At 62.6% G+C, this 24,694-nt stretch carries 26 protein-coding genes; 21 read left to right on the forward strand and 5 right to left on the reverse strand.

The annotated features are described in order from the left end of the window. The 3 genes from QTL96_RS21750 to QTL96_RS21760 all read left to right on the forward strand — a co-directional run bounded on the left by QTL96_RS21750 (nucleotide 1) and on the right by QTL96_RS21760 (nucleotide 1,694). Nucleotides 1–792 (forward strand): heme ABC transporter ATP-binding protein, encoded by a 792-nt coding sequence (locus QTL96_RS21750; protein ID WP_112945391.1) that lies wholly within the window; start codon nucleotides 1–3, stop codon nucleotides 790–792. Nucleotides 793–935: 143 nt separating this feature from the next. Continuing rightward, nucleotides 936–1,283 (forward strand): hypothetical protein, encoded by a 348-nt coding sequence (locus QTL96_RS21755; protein ID WP_289729174.1) that lies wholly within the window; start codon nucleotides 936–938, stop codon nucleotides 1,281–1,283. A gap of 9 nt (nucleotides 1,284–1,292) precedes the next feature. Beyond that, the gene (locus QTL96_RS21760; RefSeq protein WP_289729175.1) at nucleotides 1,293–1,694 is read left to right on the forward strand and encodes a hypothetical protein; all 402 of its coding nucleotides are present in this window, start codon (nucleotides 1,293–1,295) and stop codon (nucleotides 1,692–1,694) included. A gap of 90 nt (nucleotides 1,695–1,784) precedes the next feature. Here the strand turns inward: QTL96_RS21760 and QTL96_RS21765 are convergent, their stop codons facing one another. Together QTL96_RS21765 and QTL96_RS21770 are read right to left on the reverse strand one after the other, a co-directional pair. Continuing rightward, nucleotides 1,785–2,339: an RNA polymerase sigma factor gene (locus tag QTL96_RS21765; RefSeq protein WP_018897185.1), complete on the reverse strand. Its 555-nt coding sequence runs from the start codon at nucleotides 2,337–2,339 to the stop codon at nucleotides 1,785–1,787. Between the two features lie 10 nt (nucleotides 2,340–2,349). Beyond that, nucleotides 2,350–2,553 (reverse strand): NepR family anti-sigma factor, encoded by a 204-nt coding sequence (locus QTL96_RS21770; RefSeq protein ID WP_018897184.1) that lies wholly within the window; start codon nucleotides 2,551–2,553, stop codon nucleotides 2,350–2,352. Between the two features lie 273 nt (nucleotides 2,554–2,826). Here QTL96_RS21770 and QTL96_RS21775 point away from each other — a divergent pair, with 273 nt between their 5' ends. The 6 genes from QTL96_RS21775 to QTL96_RS21800 all read left to right on the forward strand — a co-directional run bounded on the left by QTL96_RS21775 (nucleotide 2,827) and on the right by QTL96_RS21800 (nucleotide 8,653). Beyond that, nucleotides 2,827–3,621 carry a response regulator gene (locus tag QTL96_RS21775; protein WP_047514451.1) on the forward strand — a complete coding sequence of 265 codons (795 nt, stop codon included), beginning with the start codon at nucleotides 2,827–2,829 and terminating at the stop codon, nucleotides 3,619–3,621. 195 nt (nucleotides 3,622–3,816) lie between these two features. Next, nucleotides 3,817–4,821 carry a PAS domain-containing sensor histidine kinase gene (locus QTL96_RS21780; RefSeq protein ID WP_289729176.1) on the forward strand — a complete coding sequence of 335 codons (1,005 nt, stop codon included), beginning with the start codon at nucleotides 3,817–3,819 and terminating at the stop codon, nucleotides 4,819–4,821. A gap of 444 nt (nucleotides 4,822–5,265) precedes the next feature. Then, the gene (locus QTL96_RS21785; protein ID WP_289729177.1) at nucleotides 5,266–6,627 is read left to right on the forward strand and encodes an NAD(P)-dependent oxidoreductase; all 1,362 of its coding nucleotides are present in this window, start codon (nucleotides 5,266–5,268) and stop codon (nucleotides 6,625–6,627) included. 15 nt (nucleotides 6,628–6,642) lie between these two features. After that, nucleotides 6,643–7,956, forward strand: a complete 1,314-nt coding sequence (preA, locus tag QTL96_RS21790; RefSeq protein ID WP_289729178.1) for an NAD-dependent dihydropyrimidine dehydrogenase subunit PreA — start codon at nucleotides 6,643–6,645, stop codon at nucleotides 7,954–7,956. Between the two features lie 81 nt (nucleotides 7,957–8,037). Continuing rightward, nucleotides 8,038–8,328 carry a type II toxin-antitoxin system RelE/ParE family toxin gene (locus QTL96_RS21795; protein ID WP_112432265.1) on the forward strand — a complete coding sequence of 97 codons (291 nt, stop codon included), beginning with the start codon at nucleotides 8,038–8,040 and terminating at the stop codon, nucleotides 8,326–8,328. Between the two features lie 10 nt (nucleotides 8,329–8,338). Continuing rightward, on the forward strand, nucleotides 8,339–8,653 hold the full coding sequence (locus QTL96_RS21800; RefSeq protein WP_289729179.1) for a HigA family addiction module antitoxin: 315 nt from the start codon (nucleotides 8,339–8,341) through the stop codon (nucleotides 8,651–8,653). On the opposite strand, the gene ftrA is transcribed toward QTL96_RS21800, so the two are convergent. Next, the gene (gene ftrA, locus QTL96_RS21805) at nucleotides 8,622–9,650 is read right to left on the reverse strand and encodes a transcriptional regulator FtrA (RefSeq protein ID WP_289729180.1); all 1,029 of its coding nucleotides are present in this window, start codon (nucleotides 9,648–9,650) and stop codon (nucleotides 8,622–8,624) included. The two genes, QTL96_RS21800 and ftrA, sit on opposite strands and share 32 nt — an antisense overlap. A 77-nt stretch (nucleotides 9,651–9,727) precedes the next feature. Here ftrA and QTL96_RS21810 point away from each other — a divergent pair, with 77 nt between their 5' ends. The 3 genes from QTL96_RS21810 to QTL96_RS21820 all read left to right on the forward strand — a co-directional run bounded on the left by QTL96_RS21810 (nucleotide 9,728) and on the right by QTL96_RS21820 (nucleotide 14,116). Further along, nucleotides 9,728–10,165: a rhodanese-like domain-containing protein gene (locus tag QTL96_RS21810; protein WP_289729283.1), complete on the forward strand. Its 438-nt coding sequence runs from the start codon at nucleotides 9,728–9,730 to the stop codon at nucleotides 10,163–10,165. Nucleotides 10,166–10,247: 82 nt separating this feature from the next. Then, nucleotides 10,248–11,306, forward strand: a complete 1,059-nt coding sequence (locus QTL96_RS21815; RefSeq protein ID WP_289729181.1) for a glycosyltransferase family 4 protein — start codon at nucleotides 10,248–10,250, stop codon at nucleotides 11,304–11,306. 224 nt (nucleotides 11,307–11,530) lie between these two features. Beyond that, nucleotides 11,531–14,116: an HWE histidine kinase domain-containing protein gene (locus QTL96_RS21820; protein ID WP_289729182.1), complete on the forward strand. Its 2,586-nt coding sequence runs from the start codon at nucleotides 11,531–11,533 to the stop codon at nucleotides 14,114–14,116. On the opposite strand, the gene QTL96_RS21825 is transcribed toward QTL96_RS21820, so the two are convergent. Beyond that, on the reverse strand, nucleotides 14,111–14,767 hold the full coding sequence (locus tag QTL96_RS21825; protein WP_289729183.1) for a TetR family transcriptional regulator C-terminal domain-containing protein: 657 nt from the start codon (nucleotides 14,765–14,767) through the stop codon (nucleotides 14,111–14,113). The genes QTL96_RS21820 and QTL96_RS21825 overlap by 6 nt on opposite strands. 301 nt (nucleotides 14,768–15,068) lie before the next feature. Here QTL96_RS21825 and QTL96_RS21830 point away from each other — a divergent pair, with 301 nt between their 5' ends. The 4 genes from QTL96_RS21830 to QTL96_RS21845 all read left to right on the forward strand — a co-directional run bounded on the left by QTL96_RS21830 (nucleotide 15,069) and on the right by QTL96_RS21845 (nucleotide 18,532). Beyond that, nucleotides 15,069–16,322 carry a Zn-dependent hydrolase gene (locus QTL96_RS21830; protein WP_289729184.1) on the forward strand — a complete coding sequence of 418 codons (1,254 nt, stop codon included), beginning with the start codon at nucleotides 15,069–15,071 and terminating at the stop codon, nucleotides 16,320–16,322. 49 nt (nucleotides 16,323–16,371) lie between these two features. Further along, nucleotides 16,372–16,575 carry a hypothetical protein gene (locus QTL96_RS21835; RefSeq protein WP_289729185.1) on the forward strand — a complete coding sequence of 68 codons (204 nt, stop codon included), beginning with the start codon at nucleotides 16,372–16,374 and terminating at the stop codon, nucleotides 16,573–16,575. A gap of 118 nt (nucleotides 16,576–16,693) precedes the next feature. Continuing rightward, nucleotides 16,694–18,148 carry a dihydropyrimidinase gene (gene hydA / locus QTL96_RS21840; protein WP_289729186.1) on the forward strand — a complete coding sequence of 485 codons (1,455 nt, stop codon included), beginning with the start codon at nucleotides 16,694–16,696 and terminating at the stop codon, nucleotides 18,146–18,148. Between the two features lie 3 nt (nucleotides 18,149–18,151). After that, entirely contained in the window at nucleotides 18,152–18,532 is a 381-nt protein-coding gene (locus QTL96_RS21845) for a hypothetical protein (RefSeq protein WP_289729187.1), read from the forward strand. 2 nt (nucleotides 18,533–18,534) lie between these two features. Here the strand turns inward: QTL96_RS21845 and QTL96_RS21850 are convergent, their stop codons facing one another. Next, nucleotides 18,535–18,948 (reverse strand): cupin domain-containing protein, encoded by a 414-nt coding sequence (locus QTL96_RS21850; RefSeq protein WP_047514486.1) that lies wholly within the window; start codon nucleotides 18,946–18,948, stop codon nucleotides 18,535–18,537. A gap of 95 nt (nucleotides 18,949–19,043) precedes the next feature. On the opposite strand from QTL96_RS21850, the gene QTL96_RS21855 reads away from it, so the two are divergent. The 5 genes from QTL96_RS21855 (at nucleotide 19,044) to QTL96_RS21875 (ending at nucleotide 24,682) form a co-directional block, all read left to right on the forward strand. Beyond that, entirely contained in the window at nucleotides 19,044–19,832 is a 789-nt protein-coding gene (locus QTL96_RS21855; RefSeq protein WP_289729188.1) for an ABC transporter ATP-binding protein, read from the forward strand. Nucleotides 19,833–20,039: 207 nt separating this feature from the next. After that, the gene (locus QTL96_RS21860; protein WP_289729189.1) at nucleotides 20,040–20,924 is read left to right on the forward strand and encodes an ABC transporter permease; all 885 of its coding nucleotides are present in this window, start codon (nucleotides 20,040–20,042) and stop codon (nucleotides 20,922–20,924) included. Further along, a complete protein-coding gene (locus tag QTL96_RS21865) occupies nucleotides 20,921–22,042 on the forward strand; it encodes an ABC transporter permease (RefSeq protein WP_289729190.1) in 1,122 nt (373 codons plus the stop codon). The genes QTL96_RS21860 and QTL96_RS21865 overlap by 4 nt, the downstream gene beginning before the upstream one ends. Nucleotides 22,043–22,100: 58 nt before the next feature. Next, entirely contained in the window at nucleotides 22,101–23,072 is a 972-nt protein-coding gene (locus QTL96_RS21870) for an ABC transporter substrate-binding protein (protein WP_113008308.1), read from the forward strand. A gap of 416 nt (nucleotides 23,073–23,488) precedes the next feature. Continuing rightward, a complete protein-coding gene (locus QTL96_RS21875; protein WP_289729191.1) occupies nucleotides 23,489–24,682 on the forward strand; it encodes an efflux RND transporter periplasmic adaptor subunit in 1,194 nt (397 codons plus the stop codon). Nucleotides 24,683–24,694: the final 12 nt, after the last annotated feature.

Genomic DNA, 24,694 nt, shown 5'->3' on the forward strand with positions numbered 1-24,694 from the left:
ATGATCGAAGTCTCCGGCGTCTCCGTCCGCCTGTCGGGCAAAACCATCGTTGAAGACGTCGGCTTCACCGCAGCATCCGGCAAGCTGACGGCGATTGCCGGGCCCAACGGCTCCGGCAAGACGACCACGATGAAAGCAGTATCCGGCGAACTGCCCTATAACGGCTCGATCCGCATCAACGGCGAAGACGTGCGCGGGCTGCAGCCATACCAGCTGGCGGCCGTGCGCGGCGTGCTGCCCCAGGCAAGCAACATCTCCTTCCCCTTCACCGTGCGCGAAATCGTCCGCATGGGCCTGACCTCGGGGCTGAACCGCAATCCCGAGCGCGCCGAGCAGACGGCGGCCAAGGCGTTGTCTTCGGTCGATCTCGACGGCTACGAAGGGCGCTTCTACCAGCACCTCTCCGGTGGCGAACAGCAGCGCGTGCAGCTTGCCCGCGTGCTTTGCCAAATCTCCGAGCCCGTCGTCGATGGAAAGCCGCGCTGGCTCCTTCTCGACGAGCCGGTCTCCAGCCTCGATATCAGCCACCAGCTGACGATCATGCGGCTTGCCCGCGCCTTCTGCGACGCCGGCGGCGGCGTCATCGCCGTGATGCACGACCTCAATCTGACGGCGCTCTTCGCCGACCAGATCATTCTCATGCAGCAGGGTGGCCTCGCGGCCCGAGGCACGGTGCACGAGGTGCTGACCGACGAGACCATGCACTCGGTCTTCGGTTGCCCGCTGCGCATCAACAAGGTGCCCGACGACGGCACCCCTTTCGTACTCGCCCACAGCGCCGTCGGCGGCTGATCACGCGCGGAACCTTTTGCCCACAACCCGCGTTAAGCCATTGATTTGGGTCATTGCCGGGCATCTGTGTTCATGCAAGCTTGCGTTCTGATCCTGTGTTTAACCAGGCGGTGCGAAACCGCGCCGTAACAATGGAGAAAACCATGGCATCTTTCCTTCAGTCCGGCCGTCACCGTCGCAATGGCAGCGCCGCTCTCCACAACATCGAGGCAACGGTCGAGGACCAGATCGCATCCCTTCAGGATGAAATCGCGTCGCTGACGAAGCTGATCAGCAAGAACTCGCGCAAGCAGAGCGATAGGCTGACTGCCCAGGCAGCCTCCGGCTACGAAGATCTGGTTGCCCGCAGTGAGGACTTGCTGCGCGACCTGCAGGATGGTTATCTGCGCGGCGCTTCCGAAGTGCGCGACACCGTTCGCAGGCACCCGGTCGCCACCATCGGCGCTGCTGCCGCATTCGGACTGGTCGTTGCCCTCCTGGCACGACGCTAAGGAGGCTAGATGCTGTTCCCGATCCTCAGCCTCCTGGTAGGCACGAGTGTTCACCGCACCGTTGCGCGCACCAAGCGCAACGGTATTTTCATTGCCATCGCCGCGATTTTCGTGCTGACCGCCTATGCGCTTGCCGTCACAGCCGGCGCGATCTGGCTTGCCGGCATCTACGGCGCCGTCGGAGCAGCACTCTTCCTCGCGGCCTGCGCACTTCTGATCGCCATCATCGTGATGATCGTCATGAGGGTGATGAATGCGCAGGAAGCCCGACGCGCCAGGGAACGTAAGCAGGCGTTCGAGACGGCCGCTGCGGCCAGCCTCGGGATCATCCGCTCGCAGCCGCTTCTGACCGCCGGCGTCATTGCCGCCATGGTCGCCGCCAATCTCTTCACCTCGAAGGATCGCGACTGACGGCACTGGCGCTTGCGCTTGCGCTGAACGCATAAAAAAACCGGCGCCCGCAAGGGTCAGCCGGTTTTTCATTGTCTGATCAATGCGCTCTCAGAAGGCGAAGGCCTTCGAGGTCAGCGGCGACGAGGTCGCATCCGGTCCGAAATCGGCCTCACCGGTGATCTGCAGCATTTCCTGCAGCCGCTGGCGGGCGCGATTGACGCGGCTCTTGATCGTTCCGACCGCGCAGCCGCAGATTTCGGCCGCTTCCTCGTAGGAGAAGCCGGATGCGCCGACCAGAATGATCGCTTCGCGCTGGTCGCTCGGCAATTGCTCAAGCGCCTTCTTGAAGTCCTGCAGGTCAAGCGCGCCATATTGCGACGGGTGCGTTGCCATGGATTCCGTGAACAGGCCATCGCTGTCCTGGATCTCGCGGCCCGCCTTGCGCATCTGGCTGTAAAGCTCGTTGCGCAGGATGGTGAAGAGCCAGGCCTTCATGTTGGTGCCCATCTCGAAGTGGTCCTGCTTGGCCCATGCCTTCATGATGGTGTCCTGCACGAGGTCATCAGCGCGGTCATGACGACCGATCAGCGAGATGGCGAATGCGCGCAGGCTTGGGAGAGCCGAAAGGAGCTCGCGTTTGAAGCTTGGTTGCTGCTTGTCCATAGATCAACCTTCACTTCGCTGCTTTGGCCGAGGCCATTTCGGCCTGGTCGAGCTTTTCGAGGAGATCGAGGAAACGATCGGGGATCGCTTCTTCCTGAACGGCAGCGTAAAGCGACCTCAAACGCACCCCGATCTGGCTGTTGGGATCCATGATGTCGCTTGCACGTAACTCAGCGCGTTGGCCGTCTATGTCTTCGTTGTTCCGGCTTGTCATTAACTTTTCACTTCTTGTCCGTTGTCTCTAAGCCTCGCGTACCGCTGCGGGAAAACCTTCATTCCGGTCCCCCGCCGCCTCGGTCGAATTCTCGCCGGACAACCCTCTCGGAATGCATGTCGTGTCGCAGGTCAGTTTACGATGAGCCCCTTCTCGTGGGCAGTAGAATGCGCGGTGGTAAAAAAAGTTCCTGATCATCTGGAACTTTTTTCAGGTAGTGTGCGTTCTCGATGCACTGGAGCTGTTTTTCGGCCCTGCTTATGGGAGCTTTCTATGACACTTTCTACTCGAATTGCGCCGCACCTTCCTTATCTGCGCCGCTATTCACGGGCGTTGACCGGCACACAGACATCAGGCGACGCTTATGTCGCCGCAGTGCTTGAGGCAATCATTGCCGACATATCCATTTTCCCTGACACATCGAATGACCGCGTCGCACTCTACAAACTGTTCACGACGCTGTTTGGTTCCTCGACGGTGCAGATTCCCGAGCCCTCCTCCCCCTATGCCTGGGAGCAGCGCGCCACCATCAACCTCGGCAAGGTCTCGCCGCGCGCCCGCCAGGCCTTCATCCTGGCCTCGGTCGAAAACTTCCGCGTCGGCGAAATCGCCGAAATCCTCGACAGCGAGGAGAGCGAAGTGGCGACCCTGCTCGACAGCGCATCGCGCGAGATTTCCCGCCAGGTCGCGACGGATATCATGATCATCGAGGACGAACCGCTGATCGCCATGGATATCGAACAGATGGTCGAAAGCCTCGGCCACCGCGTCACCGGCATCGCCCGCACCCACACGGAAGCCGTGGCGCTCTACAACAAGACCAAGCCGAGCATGGTTCTCGCCGACATCCAGCTTGCCGACGGCAGCTCGGGTATCGACGCGGTCAACGACATCCTCAAGACCTCGAGCGTGCCGGTGATCTTCATCACCGCCTTCCCCGAGCGCCTTCTGACCGGCGAGCGTCCCGAGCCGACCTTCCTCGTCACCAAGCCATTCAATCCTGACATGGTCAAAGCTCTGATCAGCCAGGCGCTTTTCTTCAACGAAAGCACGAAGGCAGCCGCCTGACGCTATATTTCAGCAATTGCGGAACAATGCGAAAAGGGGAGCGTTCCAGTCCATCTGCAGCGCTCCCCGGATATTAAGATTTTATCTAGCGCTTGCCTCTAAAAAGAAGCGGTGGGCGGACTTTAGGGTCTGCTGGCGGCATAAACGGATTGAAGGAAGGGCGGCTGGGTGAAGAGGACTGGACCATTGGCCGGCATGCCCTTCGCATTGGAAGGCAAGGAGCTCTTGATGGAGCGGGCGCTCGCGAGCGCCGGCATCGCCGTTGTCTATCAGGATCCCGACCTCGGTATCGTCTACGCCGAGAACCTTCCCGCGCATCTTGAACACGCCGTTCTCCCAGGCGGCAGCGACGCCGACATGTTCGGCGAGGTCCACGCACGCAATCTCGAAACACTGAAGCGCAAGGTGCTGGAAACCGGCACCCCGGCCAGCACCGAGGCCGACATAACCATCGACGGTGAGATGCGCACCTACGAAATCAAGGTGCAGCGCGTCACGCTCGGCCATGAAATCGGCCTGCTGTCTGTTATCACCGAGATCACCGAGACCAGACACCGCGAGAAGGTGCTGAAGTCGCTTCTGCGCGAACTCTCGCACCGCTCGAAAAACCTGCTTGCCATCATCCAGGGCATCGCCACGCAGACCGCCCGAAACACGCTGTCACTCGACAGCTTCCTTGTGAAGTTCCGCGGCCGGCTTCAGTCACTGTCGAACTCGCAGGATCTCATCACCGACAGTAGCTGGCGCGGCGCCTTCCTGTTCGAACTCACCCGCAAGCAATTCGCCCCCTATTGGCCGGAGAGCGCCGGCCCCCTGCCCGTCACCGGGCTCAATGTGCACCTGACGCCTAACGCCGCCGTCCATGTCGGCCTTGCGCTCCACGAGCTGATCGTCAATTCGGCGACCTTCGGCGCCATTGCCGGCGGCGCACCCGCGATCGCGCTCGACTGTCAGGAAACCACGCACGGCGACCGCAAGGCGATCAGTTTCACCTGGACCGAAACGCTGCCCAACGACGAAGTCCACGAATTCAGCGACAACAGCTTCGGCCGCATCGTGCTCGAGCGCGTCGTGCCGTCGTCGGTCAACGGGAAGGCGGACCTGCGCCTGACGCCGGGCCGCATCGAGTACCACCTGCTGATCCCCGACACGGAATTCGAGATCCTGAAGCGCGCGCCGCAACAGGTCGGCGGCGTCTGACCGTCACCACCTGACATTCCATCGATTTTTATTGAATACCGCGCACAAGAAAACAGCCAGTGCGAGGGCGGCGCACCGGCTGTTTTCACTCACCGGGAGGGGACCGTGAGTGTGATCCGAAGGTGGTTTGGGGGCGCGCATTTTTGGGTCGATGCGATCACCATTCGGATATCGCCATAACGGGCTATGCGAGGAATGGTTCCCGCTCTTCACGAAAAATCTCTGATTTTTTCAATTATTCTTCCGCTGTGAAGATCGGCGCGGCCGCAAGCGCCCATCGAGCAACTTGACAGCAATCAACTCAAAATCAAAAAACTGTTCAAAAACAGCAGGATGCACCACCCTTCAAGACTGCCCTATGCTAAAATTTTACCGTTTGATAAATTTTTTATCCTGAGTTACGCTTCGTTCCACTGGCCGTTTACCTATAATGAGGGAACTTCAATGGAACGTCTGGACACTGGGATTCATGCTGGCCGGCTTTCGCCCGCCGAGTATGACAAGAATTTCTCCGATCTTCACCCCCGCCTCGACAAGCACGAGGCTCTGGTCGCCTCCGACCGCTGTTATTTCTGTTATGACGCGCCCTGTATGACGGCCTGTCCCACCGCCATCGATATCCCGCTCTTCATCCGGCAGATATCGACTGGCAATCCCCTCGGCTCCGCCAAGACCATCTTCGATCAGAACATCCTGGGCGGCATGTGCGCCCGCGTCTGTCCCACCGAAGAGCTCTGCGAGCAGGCCTGTGTGCGCAACACTGCCGAGGAACGCCCCGTCGAGATCGGCCGCCTGCAGCGCTACGCCACCGACGCGGCCATGCAATCAGGCAAGCAATATTACACCCGCGCTGCTTCGTCAGGAAAGAAGATCGCCGTCGTCGGCGCCGGCCCGGCCGGTCTTGCCGCCGCGCACCGCCTCGCCGTCAAGGGCCACGAGGTCGTGATCTATGACGCCAAGCCGAAATCCGGCGGCCTCAACGAATACGGCATCGCCACCTATAAATCCGTCGATGGCTTCGCGCAGAAGGAAGTCGACTATGTGCTCTCGATCGGCGGCATCGAGGTCAGGCACGGCCAACTGCTCGGCCGCGACTTCCAGCTCGCCGACCTGCAACAGCAATATGACGCCGTCTTCCTCGGCATCGGCCTCTCGGGCGTCAACGCGCTCCGCGTCGAGGGCGAGAACCTCGCGGGCGTCGACGACGCTGTCGATTTCATCGCCGCGCTGCGCCAGACTGACAACAAGGCCGACATCGCCATCGGCCGCCGCGTCATCGTGCTCGGCGGCGGCATGACCGCCATCGATGCGGCCGTGCAGGCAAAGCTGCTTGGCGCCGAGGAAGTGACCATCTGCTACCGCCGCGGCAAGGAGCACATGAACGCGTCCGAATTCGAGCAGGATCTGGCGACATCCAAGGGCGTCATCATCCGCCACTGGCTGGCGCCGAAGGCGATCCTTGCTCAGGACGGCAAGGTCGCGGCGCTTGAGGTCGAATACACCACGCTGTCGGAAGGTCGCCTGGCGACCACGGGCGAAACCGGCGTCATTGGCGCCGACCAGATCTTCAAGGCGATCGGCCAGGCGCTCGTCTCGTCGAGCCTCGGAAGCCTGCGCCTGGAATCCGGCCGCATCGTCGTCGATGCCGAAGGCCGCACCTCGCTTGACGGCGTCTGGGCCGGCGGCGACTGCGTCTTCGGGGGCAACGACCTCACCGTCTCGGCCGTCGCCAATGGCCGCGACGCCGCTGAATCCATTCACCGCATGCTGGCTGCCGATGCGCAGCCGGCCGTTGCCGTCGCCTGAAGGGGAGAGTGAACCATGGCTGATCTCCGCAACAATTTCGTCGGCATCAAATCGCCGAACCCCTTCTGGCTCGCCTCGGCGCCGCCGACAGACAAGGCCTACAACGTCGAGCGCGCCTTCAAGGCGGGCTGGGGTGGCGTGGTCTGGAAGACGCTGGGCGAGGAAGGCCCACCGGTCGTCAACGTCAACGGCCCGCGCTACGGCGCGATCTGGGGCGCCGACCGCCGCCTGCTCGGCCTGAACAACATCGAGCTCATCACCGACCGCGACCTCTACACCAACCTGCGCGAAATGAAGCAGGTGAAGATGAACTGGCCGGACCGCGCGCTGATCGCCTCGATCATGGTCCCCTGCGAGGAGGAGAGCTGGAAGGCGATCCTGCCGCTGGTGGAAGAGACCGGCGCCGACGGCATCGAGCTCAACTTCGGCTGTCCGCATGGCATGTCCGAGCGCGGCATGGGTGCCGCAGTCGGCCAGGTGCCTGAATATATCGAAATGGTGGTGCGCTGGTGCAAGCAGTACACCCGCATGCCAGTCATCACCAAGCTGACGCCCAACATCACCGACATCAGGAAGCCGGCCCGCGCGGCCAACGCCGGCGGCACCGACGCGGTCTCGCTGATCAACACGATCAACTCGATCACCTCGGTCAATCTCGACACCTTCTCGCCGGAACCCTCGATCGACGGACGCGGCAGCCATGGCGGCTATTGCGGCCCGGCGGTCAAGCCGATCGCGCTCAACATGGTGGCCGAGATCGCCCGCGATCCGGAAACTCAGGGCCTGCCGATCTCGGGCATCGGCGGCGTCACCACCTGGCGCGACGCGGCCGAGTTCCTCGCGCTCGGCGCCGGCAACGTGCAGGTCTGCACGGCGGCAATGACCTATGGCTTCAAGATCGTCCAGGAGATGATCTCGGGCCTCTCCGACTGGATGGACGCCAAGGGCCACCGCAACCTCGACGACATTACCGGCCGCGCCGTGCCCAACGTCTCCGACTGGCAATATCTGAACCTCAACTACATCGCCAAGGCCAAGATCGACCAGGACGCCTGCATCAAGTGCGGCCGCTGCCACATCGCCTGCGAGGACACCTCGCACCAGGCGATCACCCAGTTCGTCAACGGCGTCAGGCACTTCGAGGTGATGGAAGACGAATGCGTCGGCTGCAACCTCTGCGTCAACGTCTGTCCCGTCGAAAACTGCATCACCATGGAGCAGCTTCCATCCGGCAGCCTCGACGAACGCACCGGCAAGACCGTCGACCCCAACTACGCCAACTGGACGACGCACCCGAACAACCCGATGGCCCGGCAGGCCGCGGAGTAAGCAAGTCCAGCCATCAGAATACAAAGCCGCAAACTGTAAAGCGACACTTTACAGTTTGCGGCTTTGTGATTATATGTCCTCATGAGGATACGGAATATTCTCCATAAAGGCCTTCGACGGTTCGTCGTCGATGACGACGCGTCCGGCCTCCAGCCGGCGGTCGTGGCCAAGCTGCGCCGCATGATTTCTTATCTGCAGGATATGCAGACGGAAGACGAGCTAAGGGCTATTCCAAGCTGGAAAGCACACCAACTCACAGGCGACCGGAAAGGCACCTGGAGCCTGTTTGTCACCAAGAACTGGCGGCTTACATTTCGTATCGACAACGCGGAGATCGAGATTATCGATCTGAACTACGAAGACTATCACTAGGAATGACCCCATGACGGACGCACTTGGTATTCGCGTAAAAAGCCCCGCCCATCCCGGCGACTTTCTGAAGCACGAGGTTCTGGAAGAGCTTGCGCTTTCGGTCACCGACGCCGCGCGCGTCCTCGGCGTGACCCGTCCTGCCCTTTCCGCCCTGCTCAACGAGAGGGCGTCACTCTCGCCGGAAATGGCGCTGCGATTCGAAAAGGCGTTCGGACTTTCCATGGATACGCTGATGAGAATGCAAAACAGCTTCGACATTGCTCAGGCCCGCAAGCGTGAGAACGACATCAACGTCAAGCCTTATCGCCCCGGCTCGTACGCGTAACACCACCCAAAAACACCTTCCGATAAGCCCCCGGGCTGGTCCCCAGCCGCCGACGAAAATGATGCCGCATCGTTGCCGGTGTGCCGAAGCCGCAGGCGGTCGCGATGTCGTCGAGCGATGCCTCGCCCTTTCGCTCCAGGAGTTCGCGCGCATGCCGCAGCCGCTCGTTAAGCAACCATTCGCCGACGCTCGATCCCGTCGTTGCCTCGAAGCGGCGCTGAAAGGTCCGCTGGCTCATCCCCGCTTTCGCCGCGAGCAGGCTGATCGGCTGATCCTCGTCGAGCCGCGACCGCATCCACTCGATGAGCGGGCCGAGGCGTACGCCTTCGCGCGGCTGCGGCACGGGAGCCCGGATAAACTGCGCCTGCCCGCCCTCGCGATGCGGCGGCACGACGAGGCGCCGGGCGACCGAATTGGCCGCCTCCGCGCCGAAATCGCCGCGCACCACATGCAGACAGAGATCGATACCGGCGGCACTGCCCGCCGCCGTCAGCATCCGCCCCTCATCCATGTAGAGCACATCGGCGTCGAGCCCGATCTCGGGATAGCGCTCGGCGACGGAAGCGACATAACGCCAGTGCGTCGTCGCCCGCTTGCCCGCAAGCAATCCCGAGGCGGCCAGAACAGCAACACCTGAGCATAGCGACATGATCCGCGCCCCGCGCCCATACGCCGCTTGCAACGCCTTTATCAGCCCGTCGGGTACCGGCGCATCGATCGCTCGCCAACCGGGAACGACAATCAGATCGGCATCCTCGAGATCGTCGAGACCGCCATCGACGGTGACGCTCAGCCCGCCAGCCGCGCGAAGCGGCCCGGGTTCGACGCCGCAGGCGCGAAAGCGATACCAATTCGCCCCCATCTCCGGCCTCGGCAGACCGAAGACCTCGTAGGCGATGCCGAATTCGAAGGTGCACAGACCGTCATAGACGAGCACGGCGACCTTGGGTCCTGATAGTGCGGTAATATTTGGCATGATCTTTACGTCAGTCGTCATTATGGCCAGTTTCGCCAAGACCTATCATCGCGCATCTTCTGCGGCAACAACAACGACAGGAGACACCGATGACCGACATGATCCCCGAACCACAGCCCGCGGCACCAAGCTACGTCGCCGAAACCCCGGCAGCAGCACCCGAGGCGATCGCCGCCTATTACGCCCGCAAGCTCGCCTTCGAAACCGATTGCTGGGACGTTCACGCCTCGCTCTCATCAGGACGCATCGACTTCGTCCTCCTCGACGTCCGCTCTCCTGCCATGTTCGCGTTGTCGCACGTGCCCGGCGCCCAGAACCTGCCGCACGGCAAGATGACCGCGCATCGCATGTCCGCGTGGCCTGCGGACACCCTTTTCGTCGTCTACTGCGCCGGCCCCCATTGCAACGGCACCGACAAGGCGGCCCTCCGCCTCGCCAAACTCGGATACCGGGTCAAGGTGATGATCGGCGGCATGACCGGCTGGGCCGACGAAAGCTTCGATTTCGAAACCGGATCGTCCAACGCCACCGCATAGCGGCGGGCATATGCGCCGAACGGGGAGATTGAGTTTTCCGCGCCGGCGCGCATAGTCATCGCAGGCTCAAGAGGTGGCCCGCATGACCCGTCATATTGTTGCCATCGGCCCGCTGCCGCCGCCGCTACACGGCTTCTCCTTCGCCACGGCGGCGATGGTGGAGCTGCTCTCGGAAGACCACAGCGTGGTCACCAGCAACCTCTCGCCACAGGCAGGCGGTTCCCGCCTCTGGCGGCACCCAGCGAAGGCAATCAAGGTCTTCGCCGCGCTCGCCAGTCTCGCACGCGAGCGCGGCCATGCCGACAAGGCCTGCTACCTCGCCTGCGATGGCGGCTTCGGCCAACTCTACACGCTGCTGCTGGTGGCGTTCGCCCGGCTCTTCGCCTACCCGACCTACCTGCATCACCACAGCTTTCGCTATATCGACCGGCCGAGCTTCACCATGCGCGCCATCCTGGCGCTCGCCGCTCCCGATCTCACCCATGTCTTTCTCTGTGGCATGATGCGCGACCGCTTCACCGACACCTATGACCGGCGCCTGCACACCGCCATCATCTCCAACGCCGCCTTCGTGCCCCCGCAGAGCGAGGACGCCGCGATCTCAGCGCGTCCGCTGACGATCGGCATGCTCAGCAACCTCAGCCGCGCCAAGGGACTGGAGACGTTTCTCGATCTGCTGCGACAGGCGATCCTGCAAGGCTTGCCGATCCGCGCCGTCCTTGCCGGCCCGGCGACCGATAGCGCCGACCGCGCCATGATCGACGCGGCGCTGAATGAATTCGCCGGCGCGCTCGATTATCGCGGCCGCGTGCTTGGCGACGACAAGGCGAAGTTCTACCGCGATATCGACGTCTTCGTCTTCCCGACAACCTACGCCAACGAGGCCCAGCCCTTGGTCGTCTTCGAAGCCAAGGCAGCCGGAAACGACGTCATTGCCTTTGATCGCGGCTGCATCCGCAAACAGCTCGACGAGACCGATCTCCTCATCCCCGCCGACGCAGAGTTCACGGACATAGCCATCGCCTGGCTCTCGGAAATTCCCGCGGATGACAGGCGAGACCAGCGAAGACATGAGGTTCGGCAGGTCTACGAGATCAGGCAGAAAACCGCGCGCAAGCAGGCGAAGTCCTTGATGCAGTGAAATTTCCTGCCCGGCGGGTGGAAATCCGGATGGCTTGACGCATATTTTCAATCCTGCTCATTAGAGATCTATCTCGCGTCCCGAACCGAAAACTGGAAATCCCACAGCATGCCCCCTTGCAGCGCGCTTCGCGCCCACACCAGCGATTGCCACGCAGCGGCAGACGTTTTTCCGGTTCGCCCGATGGCAGACGCTGCCCCGTATGATCGGGAGCACGGCCCGTCGTGAACGAGAATTCGAGCGAGAATTTCGGCAAGGTCGACCTCACCAATTGCGACCGCGAACCCATCCACCGCCTCGGCGCCATCCAGCCCTTTGGCTTCCTGCTCGTCGTGTCATCGGACTGGATGGTGGCGCGCGCCTCCGTCAATCTCGAACAGTTCGTCGGCATCGCCTGCGATGAGATCATCGGCCAGCCCGTGTCGCGCGTCATCAGCGGCAAGACCATGCACACGCTGCGCAATCGGCTGAGCATCATGCGCGGCCCAGACGTGGTGGAACGCCTCTTCGGCATCGAACTTTCCGAAGGCGGCCCGCTCTTCGACATCGCCATCCACATGAGCGACGATCAGGTGGTGATCGAGGCCGAGCCCTCGCAGGAGGGTGCGCAAGGTGGCTCGCCGGTGTCGATCCGCAGCATGATGGGCCGTCTCGACCAGGCAGAGACGCTGGAAGCCTTCTTCCGCGAAGGCGCCCGCCAGGCCCGCGCGCTCACCGGCTTCGACCGCGTCATGGTCTACCGCTTCGACGAAAGCGGCGCTGGCGAAGTGGTGGCGGAAGCCGCGCGTGCCGGCATCGGCTCGTTCCTCGGCCTGCATTACCCCGCCTCCGACATTCCCGTGCAGGCGCGGGCGCTCTACACCCGCAATCTCTTCCGCATCATCGCCGACATCGACGCCGTCAACGTGCCTCTGGTACCGGAGATCGATGCCCATGGACGCTCGCTCGATCTCTCCATGTCGATCCTGCGCTCGGTATCGCCCATCCACATCGAATATCTGAAGAACATGGGCGTCGGCGCCTCGCTGTCGATCTCGATCGTCGTCGACGGCAAGCTCTGGGGCCTGTTTGCCTGCCACCACTATTCCCCCCGCCTGCCCTCCTTCGAGCGCCGCACGACATCGGAGCTGTTCGGCCAGATGTTTGCCTCACGGCTGGAGAGCCGCGAGCGGCGGCTTGCGCTTGAGTTCGAAACCAAGGCCCGCCAGATCGCCGACCGGCTGCTGACCTCGGTCGCCGACAATGCCAGCCTGCTTGACGATCCCTCCTGGCTGATCGACGCGCTGGCCGACGCGATCCCCGCCGATGGCATCGGCGTCTGGATCAACGGCCGCTCGGCGCTGAACGGCATCACCCCGTCGCAGACCGAATTCGCCGATCTCGTCCGTGTCCTCAACCGCAATTCGGCCGGCCGCGTGTTTTCGACCGATAGCATCGCCGAGACCTGGCCGGGAACGATGTCCGGCGACATCGTGGCCGGGCTCATCGCCATTCCGATCTCGCGCTCGCCGCGCGACTACGTGGTCCTGTTCCGCCAGGAGATCGTGCGCTCCGTGCGCTGGGCGGGAGATCCGCACAAGCCCGTCGAATACGGCCCGAACGGCCCGCGCCTGACACCGCGCAAGAGCTTCGAGACCTGGTCCGAGCTGGTGCGCCAGCACTCGCAGCCCTTCTCCGCCGCCGAACGCCGCGTTGCCGAAACCATTCGCGTCACGCTGATCGAGGTCGTTCTACGGCTGACCGATGAAGCCAATGCCGTGCGCCAGCAGGCCAACGAACGGCAGGAATTGCTGATCGCCGAGCTGAACCACCGTGTGCGCAACATATTGAGCCTCATCAGCGGCCTGATCCGCCAGTCGCGCGGCACGACGGATAGCACCGACGAGTTCATCGGCCATCTCGAAGGCCGCGTGCAGGCGCTGTCGCGCGCGCACGACCAGATCACCCGCGATCACTGGGCACCGGCGCCGCTGCGCGCGCTGCTGCAGGCCGAAGCCGCCGCCTATCTCGGCCCGAATGCCGCGCGTATCATCATGAACGGGCCGGAAGTGCTGCTGGCACCTCAGGCGTTTTCGATCTCGGCGCTCGTCTTCCACGAACTGGTCACCAACAGCGCCAAATACGGCAGCCTCTGCGACAGCGGCACCGTCGGGGTCGATTGGCACAAGGACGACGCCGGCAATCTCGTCATCCACTGGCGCGAAAGCGATGGCCCGCCCGTCAAGCAGCCGACCCGACAGGGCTTCGGCACCACGATCATCCGCCGCTCGATCCCCTATGAGCTCGGCGGCCAGGCGGATGTGCGCTACGAGCCTGAAGGCCTCGAGGCGCATTTCCTGATCCCCGAGAAGTTCGCGACTTTCGCCGATGGCGCGGTGTCGCTGCTGCCGGAGCAATCGCTGCAATCGGCCAAGGCCATTCTGGAGACGATCAAGGACCGGCCGCTCGACGGGCTCGACATCCTGCTTGTTGAGGACAATCTCATCATCGCCATGGATGGCGAAGACATCTTCCTGCAACTCGGCGCCCATAGCGTGTCGCTTGCGCCGAATGTCTCGAACGCCTTGGCGGTCATCGACAGCCGCAATTTCGACCTGGCCGTTCTTGACGTCCATCTTGGTGAGGAAACGAGCATCGCCGTCGCCGAAAGGCTGGCGGCGAAGGGCGTGCCGCTGATCCTGGCGACGGGATATGGCGAGGGAGTATCACAGGCCTACGGCGCCCTTGGCGCCAATCTGCTGCAGAAGCCTTACACGATCGAGAGCGTCGCAAGCGCCCTATCGCGCATGACGCCGATCGCTAAATCATGATGCCGGCTGGTTCGTCCGCACGCTGAGACCATCCACGAAGAGCTGTTCGAGAAAACGCGCCGCGTCCTCGAACCGCCCCTCACCGGAGTGTGCCTGCCCGAGCACGGCGCGCACCTGCACGTCGAAGTCGGCGTAATGCTGCGTCGTCGACCAGATCGAGAAGATCAGGTGGTAGGGATCGCACTTGACGATCTTGCCGGCCTTGGCCCAGCTGCGAATGACCGCGGCCTTCTCGTCGACGAGTTCCTTCAGCGGCCCCTTCAGCTCGTCCTCGATATGCGGCGCCCCCTGCAGCACCTCGTTGGCGAACAGCCGGCTCTCGCGAGGAAAATCCCGCGCCATTTCCAGCTTGCGGCGGATATAGCCGCGGATCTCGCTCTCGGGATTGCCTTGTGCGTTGAAGGCGCGCAGCGGCTCGAGCCAGGTGAACAGCACCCGGTCGATCAGGGCCCGGTGCATCGCTTCCTTGGTGCGGAAATAATAGAGAAGATTGGGCTTCGACATGCCCGCCACTTCTGCGATCTGGTCGATCGTCGAGCCGCGAAAACCGCTCACCGAAAACACATCGAGCGCCGCTTCCAGGATCTGTTCTTCTTTCTCCTCCTGGATGCGGGTGCGCCGCTGTGTTTTCGCAGCTCTCGGGATCGCCATGTCGCTAATTTTTCTCTTTCAAATTCAACTATTTCAGTCAACTTTAAGCGGCAGCGATACAGTGCCGAAAAACTGAGCATCTGCCCTGAATTTTGTCGGTAATTTTCCTGATTTTCGCCTTGAGCCCGACGCCGGAAGTTGTAATGTTTACCAGTCGGTCAAATTATCCGTCAGAAGCAAATCAAAGGCAACTGACGATTTTCAGACGCTAACAAAACAACAACGGCGCTGAAACTGACCACGGGAACAAGCGGACATGCTGCATAGCATGCGCCGCATAAAACTGGTGAGGAATACGGATATGGTGGCAGCACCAGGCGAGAACATGCGCGTCAACGGGGACCGTCTCTGGGACAATCTCATGGACATGGCGAAGATCGGCCCGGGGATCGCCGGCGGCAACAACCGCCAGACGCTGACCGACGCCGATGCCGAGGGCCGCAGCCTCTTCAAGACATGGTGCGACGCCGCTGGCATGACCATGGGCGTCGACAAGATGGGCACGATGTTCGCGACCCGCCCCGGCACCGATCTCGATGCGCTCCCCGTCTATGTCGGCTCGCATCTGGATACGCAGCCGACCGGCGGCAAGTATGACGGCGTGCTCGGTGTCTTGGCCGCGCTCGAAGTCGTGCGCACGATGAACGACATGGGTATCAAGACGAAGCACCCTATCGTCGTCACCAACTGGGCCAACGAGGAAGGCGCCCGCTTTGCGCCCGCCATGCTCGCCTCCGGCGTCTTCGCCGGTGTCCACGACATCGACTACGCCTATTCCCGCAAAGACCCCGAGGGCAAGACCTATGGCGACGAGCTGAAGCGCATCGGCTGGCTGGGCGGGGAAGAGGTGGGCGCGCGCAAGATGCACGCCTATTTCGAATATCACATCGAGCAGGGACCGATTCTCGAAGCCGAAAACAAGCAGATCGGCGTCGTCACCCACTGCCAGGGCCTCTGGTGGCTGGAATTCACGCTGACCGGCCGCGAAGCCCACACCGGCTCCACCCCGATGAACCTGCGCGTCAACGCCGGGCTCGCGATGTCCCGCATCATCGAGATGGTGCAGGGTGTGGCGATGGCCGAACAGCCGGGCGCCGTCGGCGGCGTGGGCCAGGTCTTCTTCTCGCCGAACTCCCGCAACGTGCTTCCAGGCAAGGTCGTCTTCACCGTCGACATCCGCACCCCCGATCAGACCAAGCTCGACCGCATGCGCGCAAAGATCGAGGCCGAGGCCGCAAAGATTTGCGACGCCCTCGGCGTCGGCTGCTCGGTCGAGGCCGTCGGCCATTTCGACCCCGTCACCTTCGACCCGAAGCTGGTAGACGCCGTCCGCAACGCCGCCGACCGGCTCGGCTACAGCCACATGAACATCATCTCCGGCGCCGGCCACGACGCCTGCTGGGCCGCCAAGGTGGCGCCAGCCACAATGGTCATGTGCCCCTGCGTCGGCGGTCTCAGCCACAACGAGGCCGAGGAGATCTCAAAGGAGTGGGCCTCGGCCGGCGCGGACGTTTTGTTCCACGCGGTGGTGGAGACGGCGGAGATTGTCGGATGACCATGCAGCCGCTATATTCAATACCGGCTGAACTCGCGGAGACCCTTGCATGTCTTCCTCTACAGAAAACCTCGTCCTTGAGCATCTGCGCGCGATCCGCGCCACGCAGGATCGTCACTCGGACGACCTCATCGAGATCAAGGAGCGGCTTGGCTTTCTTGAGCAGCAATATGCGAGCATTTCACGGCGCGTCGATCGCATCGATGAACGCCTTGACCGCGTCGAGCGCAGGCTCGATCTCGTGGAGACCTGAACCAGCCTTTAGCGAGCATTTTCCGGAAGGCGTATTTCATATTCTTTAGACTGCTGGACACGGCGCGACGGCACCGTGAACGGTGCCCCGTCTCATAAAAAAACAGGGAACCCGACCAATGAGCACAGTCATCAAGAACGGCACCATCGTCACCGCCGACCTGACCTACAAGGCGGACGTGAAGGTCGATGGCGGCAAGATCGTCGAGATCGGGCCCAACCTCTCCGGAACCGAGACGCTCGACGCCACCGGCTGCTACATCATGCCCGGCGGCATCGATCCGCACACCCATCTCGAAATGCCCTTCATGGGCACCTATTCCTCCGACGATTTCGACAGCGGCACGCGCGCGGCCCTTGCCGGCGGCACGACGATGGTGGTCGACTTCGCGCTCCCCGCCCCCGGCCAGTCGCTGCTCGAAGCGCTCACCATGTGGGACAACAAGTCCACCCGCGCCAATTGCGACTATTCCTTCCACATGGCGATCACCTGGTGGAGCGAGCAGGTCTTCAACGAGATGAAGACGATCGTTCAGGACAAGGGCATCAACACCTTCAAGCACTTCATGGCCTACAAGGGTTCGCTGATGGTGAACGACGACGAGATGTTCGCCTCCTTCCAGCGCTGCGCCGAGCTTGGCGCCCTGCCGCTGGTCCACGCCGAAAACGGCGACGTCGTCGCCTCCATGTCGGCGAAGCTGCTCGCCGAAGGCAATAACGGCCCCGAGGCCCACGCCTATTCCCGCCCCGCCGAGGTCGAGGGCGAGGCCACCAATCGCGCCATCATGATCGCCGATATGGCCGGCTGCCCCGTCTATATCGTCCACACCTCCTGCGAACAGGCCCATGAAGCCATCCGCCGCGCCCGGCAAAAGGGCATCCGCGCCTATGGCGAGCCGTTGATCCAGCACCTGACGCTCGACGAGACCGAATATTTCGACAAGGACTGGGACCACGCCGCCCGCCGCGTCATGTCGCCCCCCTTCCGCAATAAGCAGCACCAGGACTCACTCTGGGCCGGCCTCGCCTCCGGCTCGCTGCAGGTCGTCGCCACCGATCACTGCGCCTTCACCACAGATCAGAAGCGTTATGGCGTCGGCGATTTCACCAAGATTCCTAATGGCACCGGCGGCCTGCAGGACCGCATGCCGATGCTTTGGACCTACGGCGTCAACACCGGCCGCCTGACGATGAACGAATTCGTCGCCGTCACCTCGACGAACATCGCCAAGATCCTCAACATCTACCCACGCAAGGGCGCGATCTTGGTCGGCGCCGATGCCGACCTCGTGGTCTGGGACCCCAAGCGCTTCAAGACGATTTCGGCCAAGACCCAGCAATCGGCTATCGACTACAACGTCTTCGAGGGCAAGCAGGTCACCGGCCTGCCGCGCTACACGCTGAGCCGCGGCGTTGTCGTGGTCGAAGAGGAGACGATGAAGACCCGCGAGGGCCATGGCGAGTTCGTCAAGCGCGAACCGGTCACGGCCGTCTCGAAGGCGCTCTCGACCTGGAAGGAAATCACTGCGCCGCGCAAGGTCGAACGATCTGGCATTCCGGCAAGCGGGGTGTGATCGATGGCGCGCGGCACGCTGGTTCTTACCCTCGTTTCGCTTGCCGCGCTGACCTCCGCGGCAAGCGCCGACACCTTGCCGATCAAGGGGAGCTACGGCAACAAGGATGGATGCGCCTATGCCAAGTCGGGCGAATCCACCGGATCGGAAAATTTCTTCCTGCTGACATCGGAAGCCATCACGACGGCGGCCTCCGCCTGCACCATCGAGAAGGTGCTGAAGACCGAGGGCAAGAACTTCACCGCCAAGGTCTCCTGCGAGGCCGAAGGCGAAGAAGCGGCAAGCGAGGACACGGCAAAGATCACCTATGGCCCGAAAGGCTACACGATCGGCTTCACCTCGGATGCCGGCATAAAGTGGGGGCCGCTGCCACTATGCAAGTGACATCACACCGGCACGTTCCCATCCAGCTCCGGCAACAGCACGACGCTCTCCTGCTCGTTGGGATCGGTGCGCGCGATGATCGCCGTGCAGGGCGTGCTGCTGAGATTGGCCGGCAGGTGCGGTACGCCGGCGGGGATGTAGAACAGCTCACCGGCATGCACGATAACATGGTGCTCGAGGTCGTCGCCGTACCAGGTGTGCGCCTCGCCCGACAGCATGTAGATCGCCGTCTCGTGCGCCTCGTGCAGATGCGCCTTGGCGCGCACGCCGGGCGGAATGGTGAGAAGATGCATGCAGATGCCCTTGGCGCCGACCGTCTCGGCGGCAATGCCCTGGAAATAGCTCAGCCCCTGCTTTCCGTCGTAGGAATGGTCGGGGCGCACGATATGGCAGGTCGGTTTTGATGTCGCATCCATCGTCGTCCTCCTCAAAGCTTGCCGGCGCGGCCCAAACCGCCGCCCATGATATCACGCAAACCGCCGCCGCGCGGGGAAAACAGGATCGATCCGCATTGACGCAAGCTGCCTCCGTCGTATCCGCCAAGGATTTGTGTCTCACCTACCAGGCCAATGACGCGCCGGTGCATGCGCTGAGCAACGTCAACCTCGATGTTCGCAAGGGTGACTTCGTCTCCTTCATCGGCCCATCCGGCTGCGGCAAGACCACTTTCCTGCGCGTCATCGCCGATCTCGAGAAGAAGACCTCGGGCGATATCACAGTCAACGGCATGACGCCGGAGGAAGCCCGCAAGGCGCGCGCCTACGGCTACGTCTTCCAGGCGCCGGCGCTCTATCCCTGGCGCACTATCGACAAGAACATCGCGCTGCCGCTGGAGATCATGAACTACCCGGCCGAAGAGAGGCAGAAGCGCATCGCCGAGGCGCTCGATCTCGTCGGTCTCACCGGCTTCGAGAAGAAGTTCCCCTGGCAACTGTCGGGCGGCATGCAGCAACGCGCCTCGATCGCCCGCGCGCTGGCCTTCGACGCCGACCTGCTTCTGATGGACGAGCCCTTCGGCGCGCTGGACGAAATCGTCCGCGACCACCTCAACGAGGAACTGCTGAAGCTCTGGGCGCGCACCAACAAGACCATCTGCTTCGTCACCCACTCGATCCCCGAGGCGGTCTATCTGTCCACCAAGATCGTCGTCATGTCCCCCCGCCCCGGCCGCGTCACCGACATCATCGACTCGCCGCTGCCCCGCGAACGGCCGTTGGATATTCGTGAGAGCCCGGAGTTCCTTGAGATCGCCCACCGCGTGCGCGATGGGCTCAGAGCGGGGCATAGTTATGAGCATTGAAGGTCAGCGTTCCGTGGCTACCCCCCTCTGCCCTGCCGGGCATCTCCCCCACAGGTGGGGAGATTGGCTGGGCGCAGCCGCTCGCTCCACTCTCATTGTTTGGGGATGCCGTCGCAACGAGTCGATCTCCCCCCTTGTGGGGGAGATGTCCGGCAGGACAGAGGGGGGTAACCCACGGCACACCCTCGCCAATGCGAGGCAAGCCGCATGACCCCGGACACCCTCAAGGACAAGATCATCCCCGTCACCACCATCTTGGCCGCCCTCGTCGCCATCTGGTACGTCGCGGCCATCCTCATGAACGCCTCCTTCCAGCGCGACATGGACACCCGCGCCAACGCCACGCCGACAACGATGGAGTTCATCGGAAAGACCCTCTCGCAGCCAAAGCCCCTCCTGCCCGCCCCGCACCAGGTCGCGCAAAACGTCTTCGAGAACACCTTCCTGCGCAAGCTCACCAGCAACCGCAGCCTCGTCTATCACTCGGGCGTCACCCTCTCCTCCACCGTGCTCGGCTTTACCCTCGGCACGCTGCTCGGCATCCTGATCGCCGTCGGCATCGTCCATATCAAGGCGCTCGATCGCAGCTTGATGCCGTGGATCATCACCTCGCAGACCATCCCGATCCTGGCAATCGCACCGATGGTGATCGTCGTCCTCGGCGCCATCAACATCACCGGCCTCATCCCCAAGGCGCTGATCTCGACCTATCTCTCCTTCTTCCCCGTGACCGTGGGCATGGTGAAGGGCCTGCGCTCGCCCGAGGTCATGCTGCTCGACCTGATGCGCACCTATAATTCCTCCCCCGCCCAGACCTTCTGGAAGCTCCGCGTGCCCGCCTCCGTGCCCTATCTCTTCACCTCCATGAAGGTGGCGATCGCGGCAAGCCTCGTTGGCGCCATCGTCGGCGAGTTGCCGACGGGAGCGGTGGCCGGTATCGGTTCCAAGCTGCTCGCCGGCTCCTATTACAGCCAGACCATCGACATCTGGGCAGCGCTGATCGCCGGCTCGCTGCTGGCAGCACTCCTGATCATGGTCGTCAGCATCGCCGCGAAGATCGTCGATCGCGCCATGGGCGGGAGGTCGGCATGAGGCACGCGTCCTGGCAGGCAATCGTCGCCCTCCTCCTGACTATCGCCGCCGCGGCAACGCTGCCGCTGTTCTCCGCCGCATCGGGCAAGCCACCATCGACAGGCATGGCGGCGATCACCTTCATCCTGATCGCGGCATCCGCCCTCATCTCCCTGCTGCCGCAGTCGAAGACCAGCCGCGCAACGGTGCTCTTCATCGGCGCCCATGGTGGCGCCTGGCTGCTGCTGTCGAGCCTGACGGGTAACGAAGGCTACGCGGCAAAACCCTTCTTCCTGCTGATGGCGGCATGCTGGCTGCTTGCCTGGCGCACGGTGAGCGAGATCGTCGAGATCAGAACCAACACCCGCGCCGACGACGCGGCGCTGCGGCTCCTGGTGCCCGCCATCTTCGGCGCCTGGATCCTGATCCTCTGGGAAACCGCCACCCGCGGCGCCGGCATCCCCTTCGTCCTCCTGCCGCCGCCAAGCGCGATTGCGGCGCGCATCGTCGGATCGCTCCCGATCCTCGGCGACGATGTCAGGCAGACGATCTTCAAGGCCGTGCTCGCGGGTTATGTCATCGGCTGCGGCGCCGGCTTCGTCGTCGCCATCCTCGCCGATCGCGTCGCCTTCCTGCGCCGTGGCCTGCTGCCGATCGGCAACATGGTCTCGGCGCTGCCGATGATCGGCGTTGCTCCGATCATGGTCATGTGGTTCGGCTTCGACTGGCAGTCCAAGGCCGCCGTCGTCGTGATCATGACCTTCTTCCCGATGCTGGTGAACACCGTCGCCGGCCTTGCCGCATCCGGTCCGATGGAGCGCGACCTGATGCAGACCTACGCCTCCAGCTACTGGCAGACGCTGCTGAAGCTCCGTCTTCCGGCGGCCATGCCTTTCATTTTCAATGCATTGAAGATCAACTCGACGCTGGCGCTGATCGGTGCCATCGTCGCGGAGTTCTTCGGTACGCCGATCGTCGGCATGGGCTTCCGCATCTCCACCGAGATCGGCCGCATGAATGTCGACATGGTCTGGGCCGAAATCGCCGTCGCGGCGCTGGCAGGCTCGATCTTTTATGGCGTCGTCGCCCTCGCTGAGCGGGCGGTGACGTTCTGGCATCCGTCTATCCGTGGTGGCTAGGCGTCATTTATTCCCGACACTGGGGTCGGGCGTAAAGAAAGAAAAAGGGAACAAGAAAATGAAAAAACTGGTTCTTGCAATGATGGCGAGCGCCATGGCGATGGCGGCAAGCCACGCGATGGCCGCCGACAAGGTGACGCTTCAGCTGAAGTGGGTCACCCAGTCGCAGTTCGCCGGCTACTACGTCGCCAAGGAGAAGGGTTACTACGAGGAAGAAGGCCTCGACGTCGACATCAAGCCAGGCGGGCCTGATATCGCGCCCGAGCAGGTGATCGCCGGCGGCGGTGCCGACGTGATCGTCGACTGGATGGGCGGCGCGCTGGTTGCCCGCGAAAAGGGCGTCCCGCTCGTCAACATCGCCCAGCCCTTCCAGAAGTCCGGCATGGAACTGATCTGCCGCAAGGACGGCCCGATCAAGACCGAAGCCGACTTCAAGGGCCACACGCTCGGCGTCTGGTTCTTCGGCAACGAATATCCCTTCTTCGCCTGGATGAACAAGATCGGCCTGAAGACCGATGGCGGCAAGGACGGTGTGACCGTGCTGAAGCAGAGCTTCGACGTTCAGCCGCTCCTGCAGAAGCAGGCCGATTGCATCTCCGTCATGACCTACAACGAATACTGGCAGGCGATCGATGCAGGCTTCAAGCCTGAGGAACTGACGGTCTTCAACTACACCGCCATGGGCAACGACCTGCTCGAAGACGGCCTCTACGCCAACGAGGAGAAGCTGAAGGACCCGGCCTTCAAGGAAAAGATGGCCAAGTTCGTCAAGGCTTCGATGAAGGGCTGGAAGTACGCCGTCGAGAACCCCGATGATGCGGCAGGCATCGTCGTCGATGCCGGCGGTCAGGACGAAAACCACCAGAAGCGAATGATGAGCGAAGTGGCCAAGCTGATCGGCGACGGCACCGGCAAGCTCGACACCACGCTCTACGACCGCACCGCCAAGGCCTTGCTGGACCAGAAGATCATCAGCAAGGAACCAACGGGCGCCTGGACGCACGACATCACCGACGCGGCCGCGAAGTAACGGGCGGCGACCAAGTCGTATCGAATGAACGAGGGACGCGCGGGCTGGTACCGCGCGTTTCTCATTTGAATCATAAAAAATTCGTGGCGTTGTCGGATCGGCGTCGGCTGGCGCGTCATAGGAATGACGGAAATGCGGATCAACAAACCGAATGCCGGCATCACGGAATGGTGATTGATCTCGGCCGTCGAGATTACTAATGTGCGCCGCGAGGAATTATTTTCTGCCGGGCTTGCGCGTGGGGCAAAACGATACCACGTACATGTCGGATTTGCCGGACGAGGGTCATCTTACGAAGTAAGATACGGCAATGATGCGGGAATATTTCTGAGCTTGCACTTACGGGAGAAGGCCTTCGCGAGCTGAGGACAAGGCGCGAGTTTGGCCAACCTTTTTCAAAGACTGGACAAAGACGCATGGTACGCATGACGCCTAAAACTCTACGCGCCTCCACCCTGATCGCGGCTGCCTTTGCCGCATCGGTCGCGTTCGCTGAGGAAAACCAGCCGCCAAAGGCACAGCAGAACCTGCCCGTGATCGTGGTCACGACCGCCGCCAAGCGCGCGCTGGTCGATCGCGTCATCGGCACCGGCACGATCCGCCCGATCGAGGAAGTCTATATCCAGCCACAGGTCGAGGGTCTCTCCATCCGCGCGCTCAACGTCGATGTCGGCGACAAGGTTACGGCCGACAGCACGATTGCGACGCTGAACGATGATGCGCTGGTGCTGCAGAAGGCGCAGATGCTGGCGACCAAGGCCAAGGGCGAGGCAAGTCTCGCCCAGCTCCGCGCCCAGCTGCTCGAGGCCAAGGCCAATGCCGAGCAGGCCCGCCTGCAGCAGTCGCGCGCCGACGAGATGGGCAAGAAGGGCACGGTATCGACCGCCCAGGTCGAGCAGGCCGACGCGACCGCTGCGACCGCCAATGCGCGCGTCTCCTCGGCGGAACAGGCAATCGAGGTTGCGATCGCCGACCTGAAGGTGATCGACAGCCAGATCGCCGATGCCGATCTGAAGCTTGCGCGCACGGACGTGAAGACGCCTGTATCAGGCGTGATTTCGGCCAAGAACGCCCGCATCGGCGCCATTGCCGCCGGCACCGGCGAGCCGATGTTCACCGTCATCAAGGATAGCGCGATCGAGCTCGTCGCCGAGCTCTCGGAAACCGATATCCAGAAGATCAAGGTCGGCCAGCGCGCCATCGTCACGCTGTCGGGCAACCGCACGAAGATCGAAGGCAAGGTCCGGATCGTCTCCCCGACAGTCGACCAGTCCACCCGCCTCGGCCTCGTGCATATCTATATCGACGACGAGAGTGCTGCCCGCTCCGGCATGTATGCCAGCGCCGACATCATCGTCGCCGAAAAGAACGACATCGCCCTTCCGCTGTCGGCGGTCACCACAGGCCGTAACGGCTCTACCGCCCGCAAGGTCGAGGATGGCGTCGTCAAGCAGGTGAAAGTGACGACAGGTATCCAGGATGGTGGCTTCGTCGAGATCTCGGAAGGCCTGAAGGAAGGCGACACCGTCGTCGCCAAGGCCGGCGCCTTCGTTCGCGATGGCGACAAGATCACCCCTGTCACCGAAGCCGTATCGGCACAATCGAACTGACCGAGGCCAATC

Origin of the sequence: Rhizobium sp. S163, from assembly GCF_030380805.1 — a bacterium.
GTDB lineage: Bacteria > Pseudomonadota > Alphaproteobacteria > Rhizobiales > Rhizobiaceae > Rhizobium.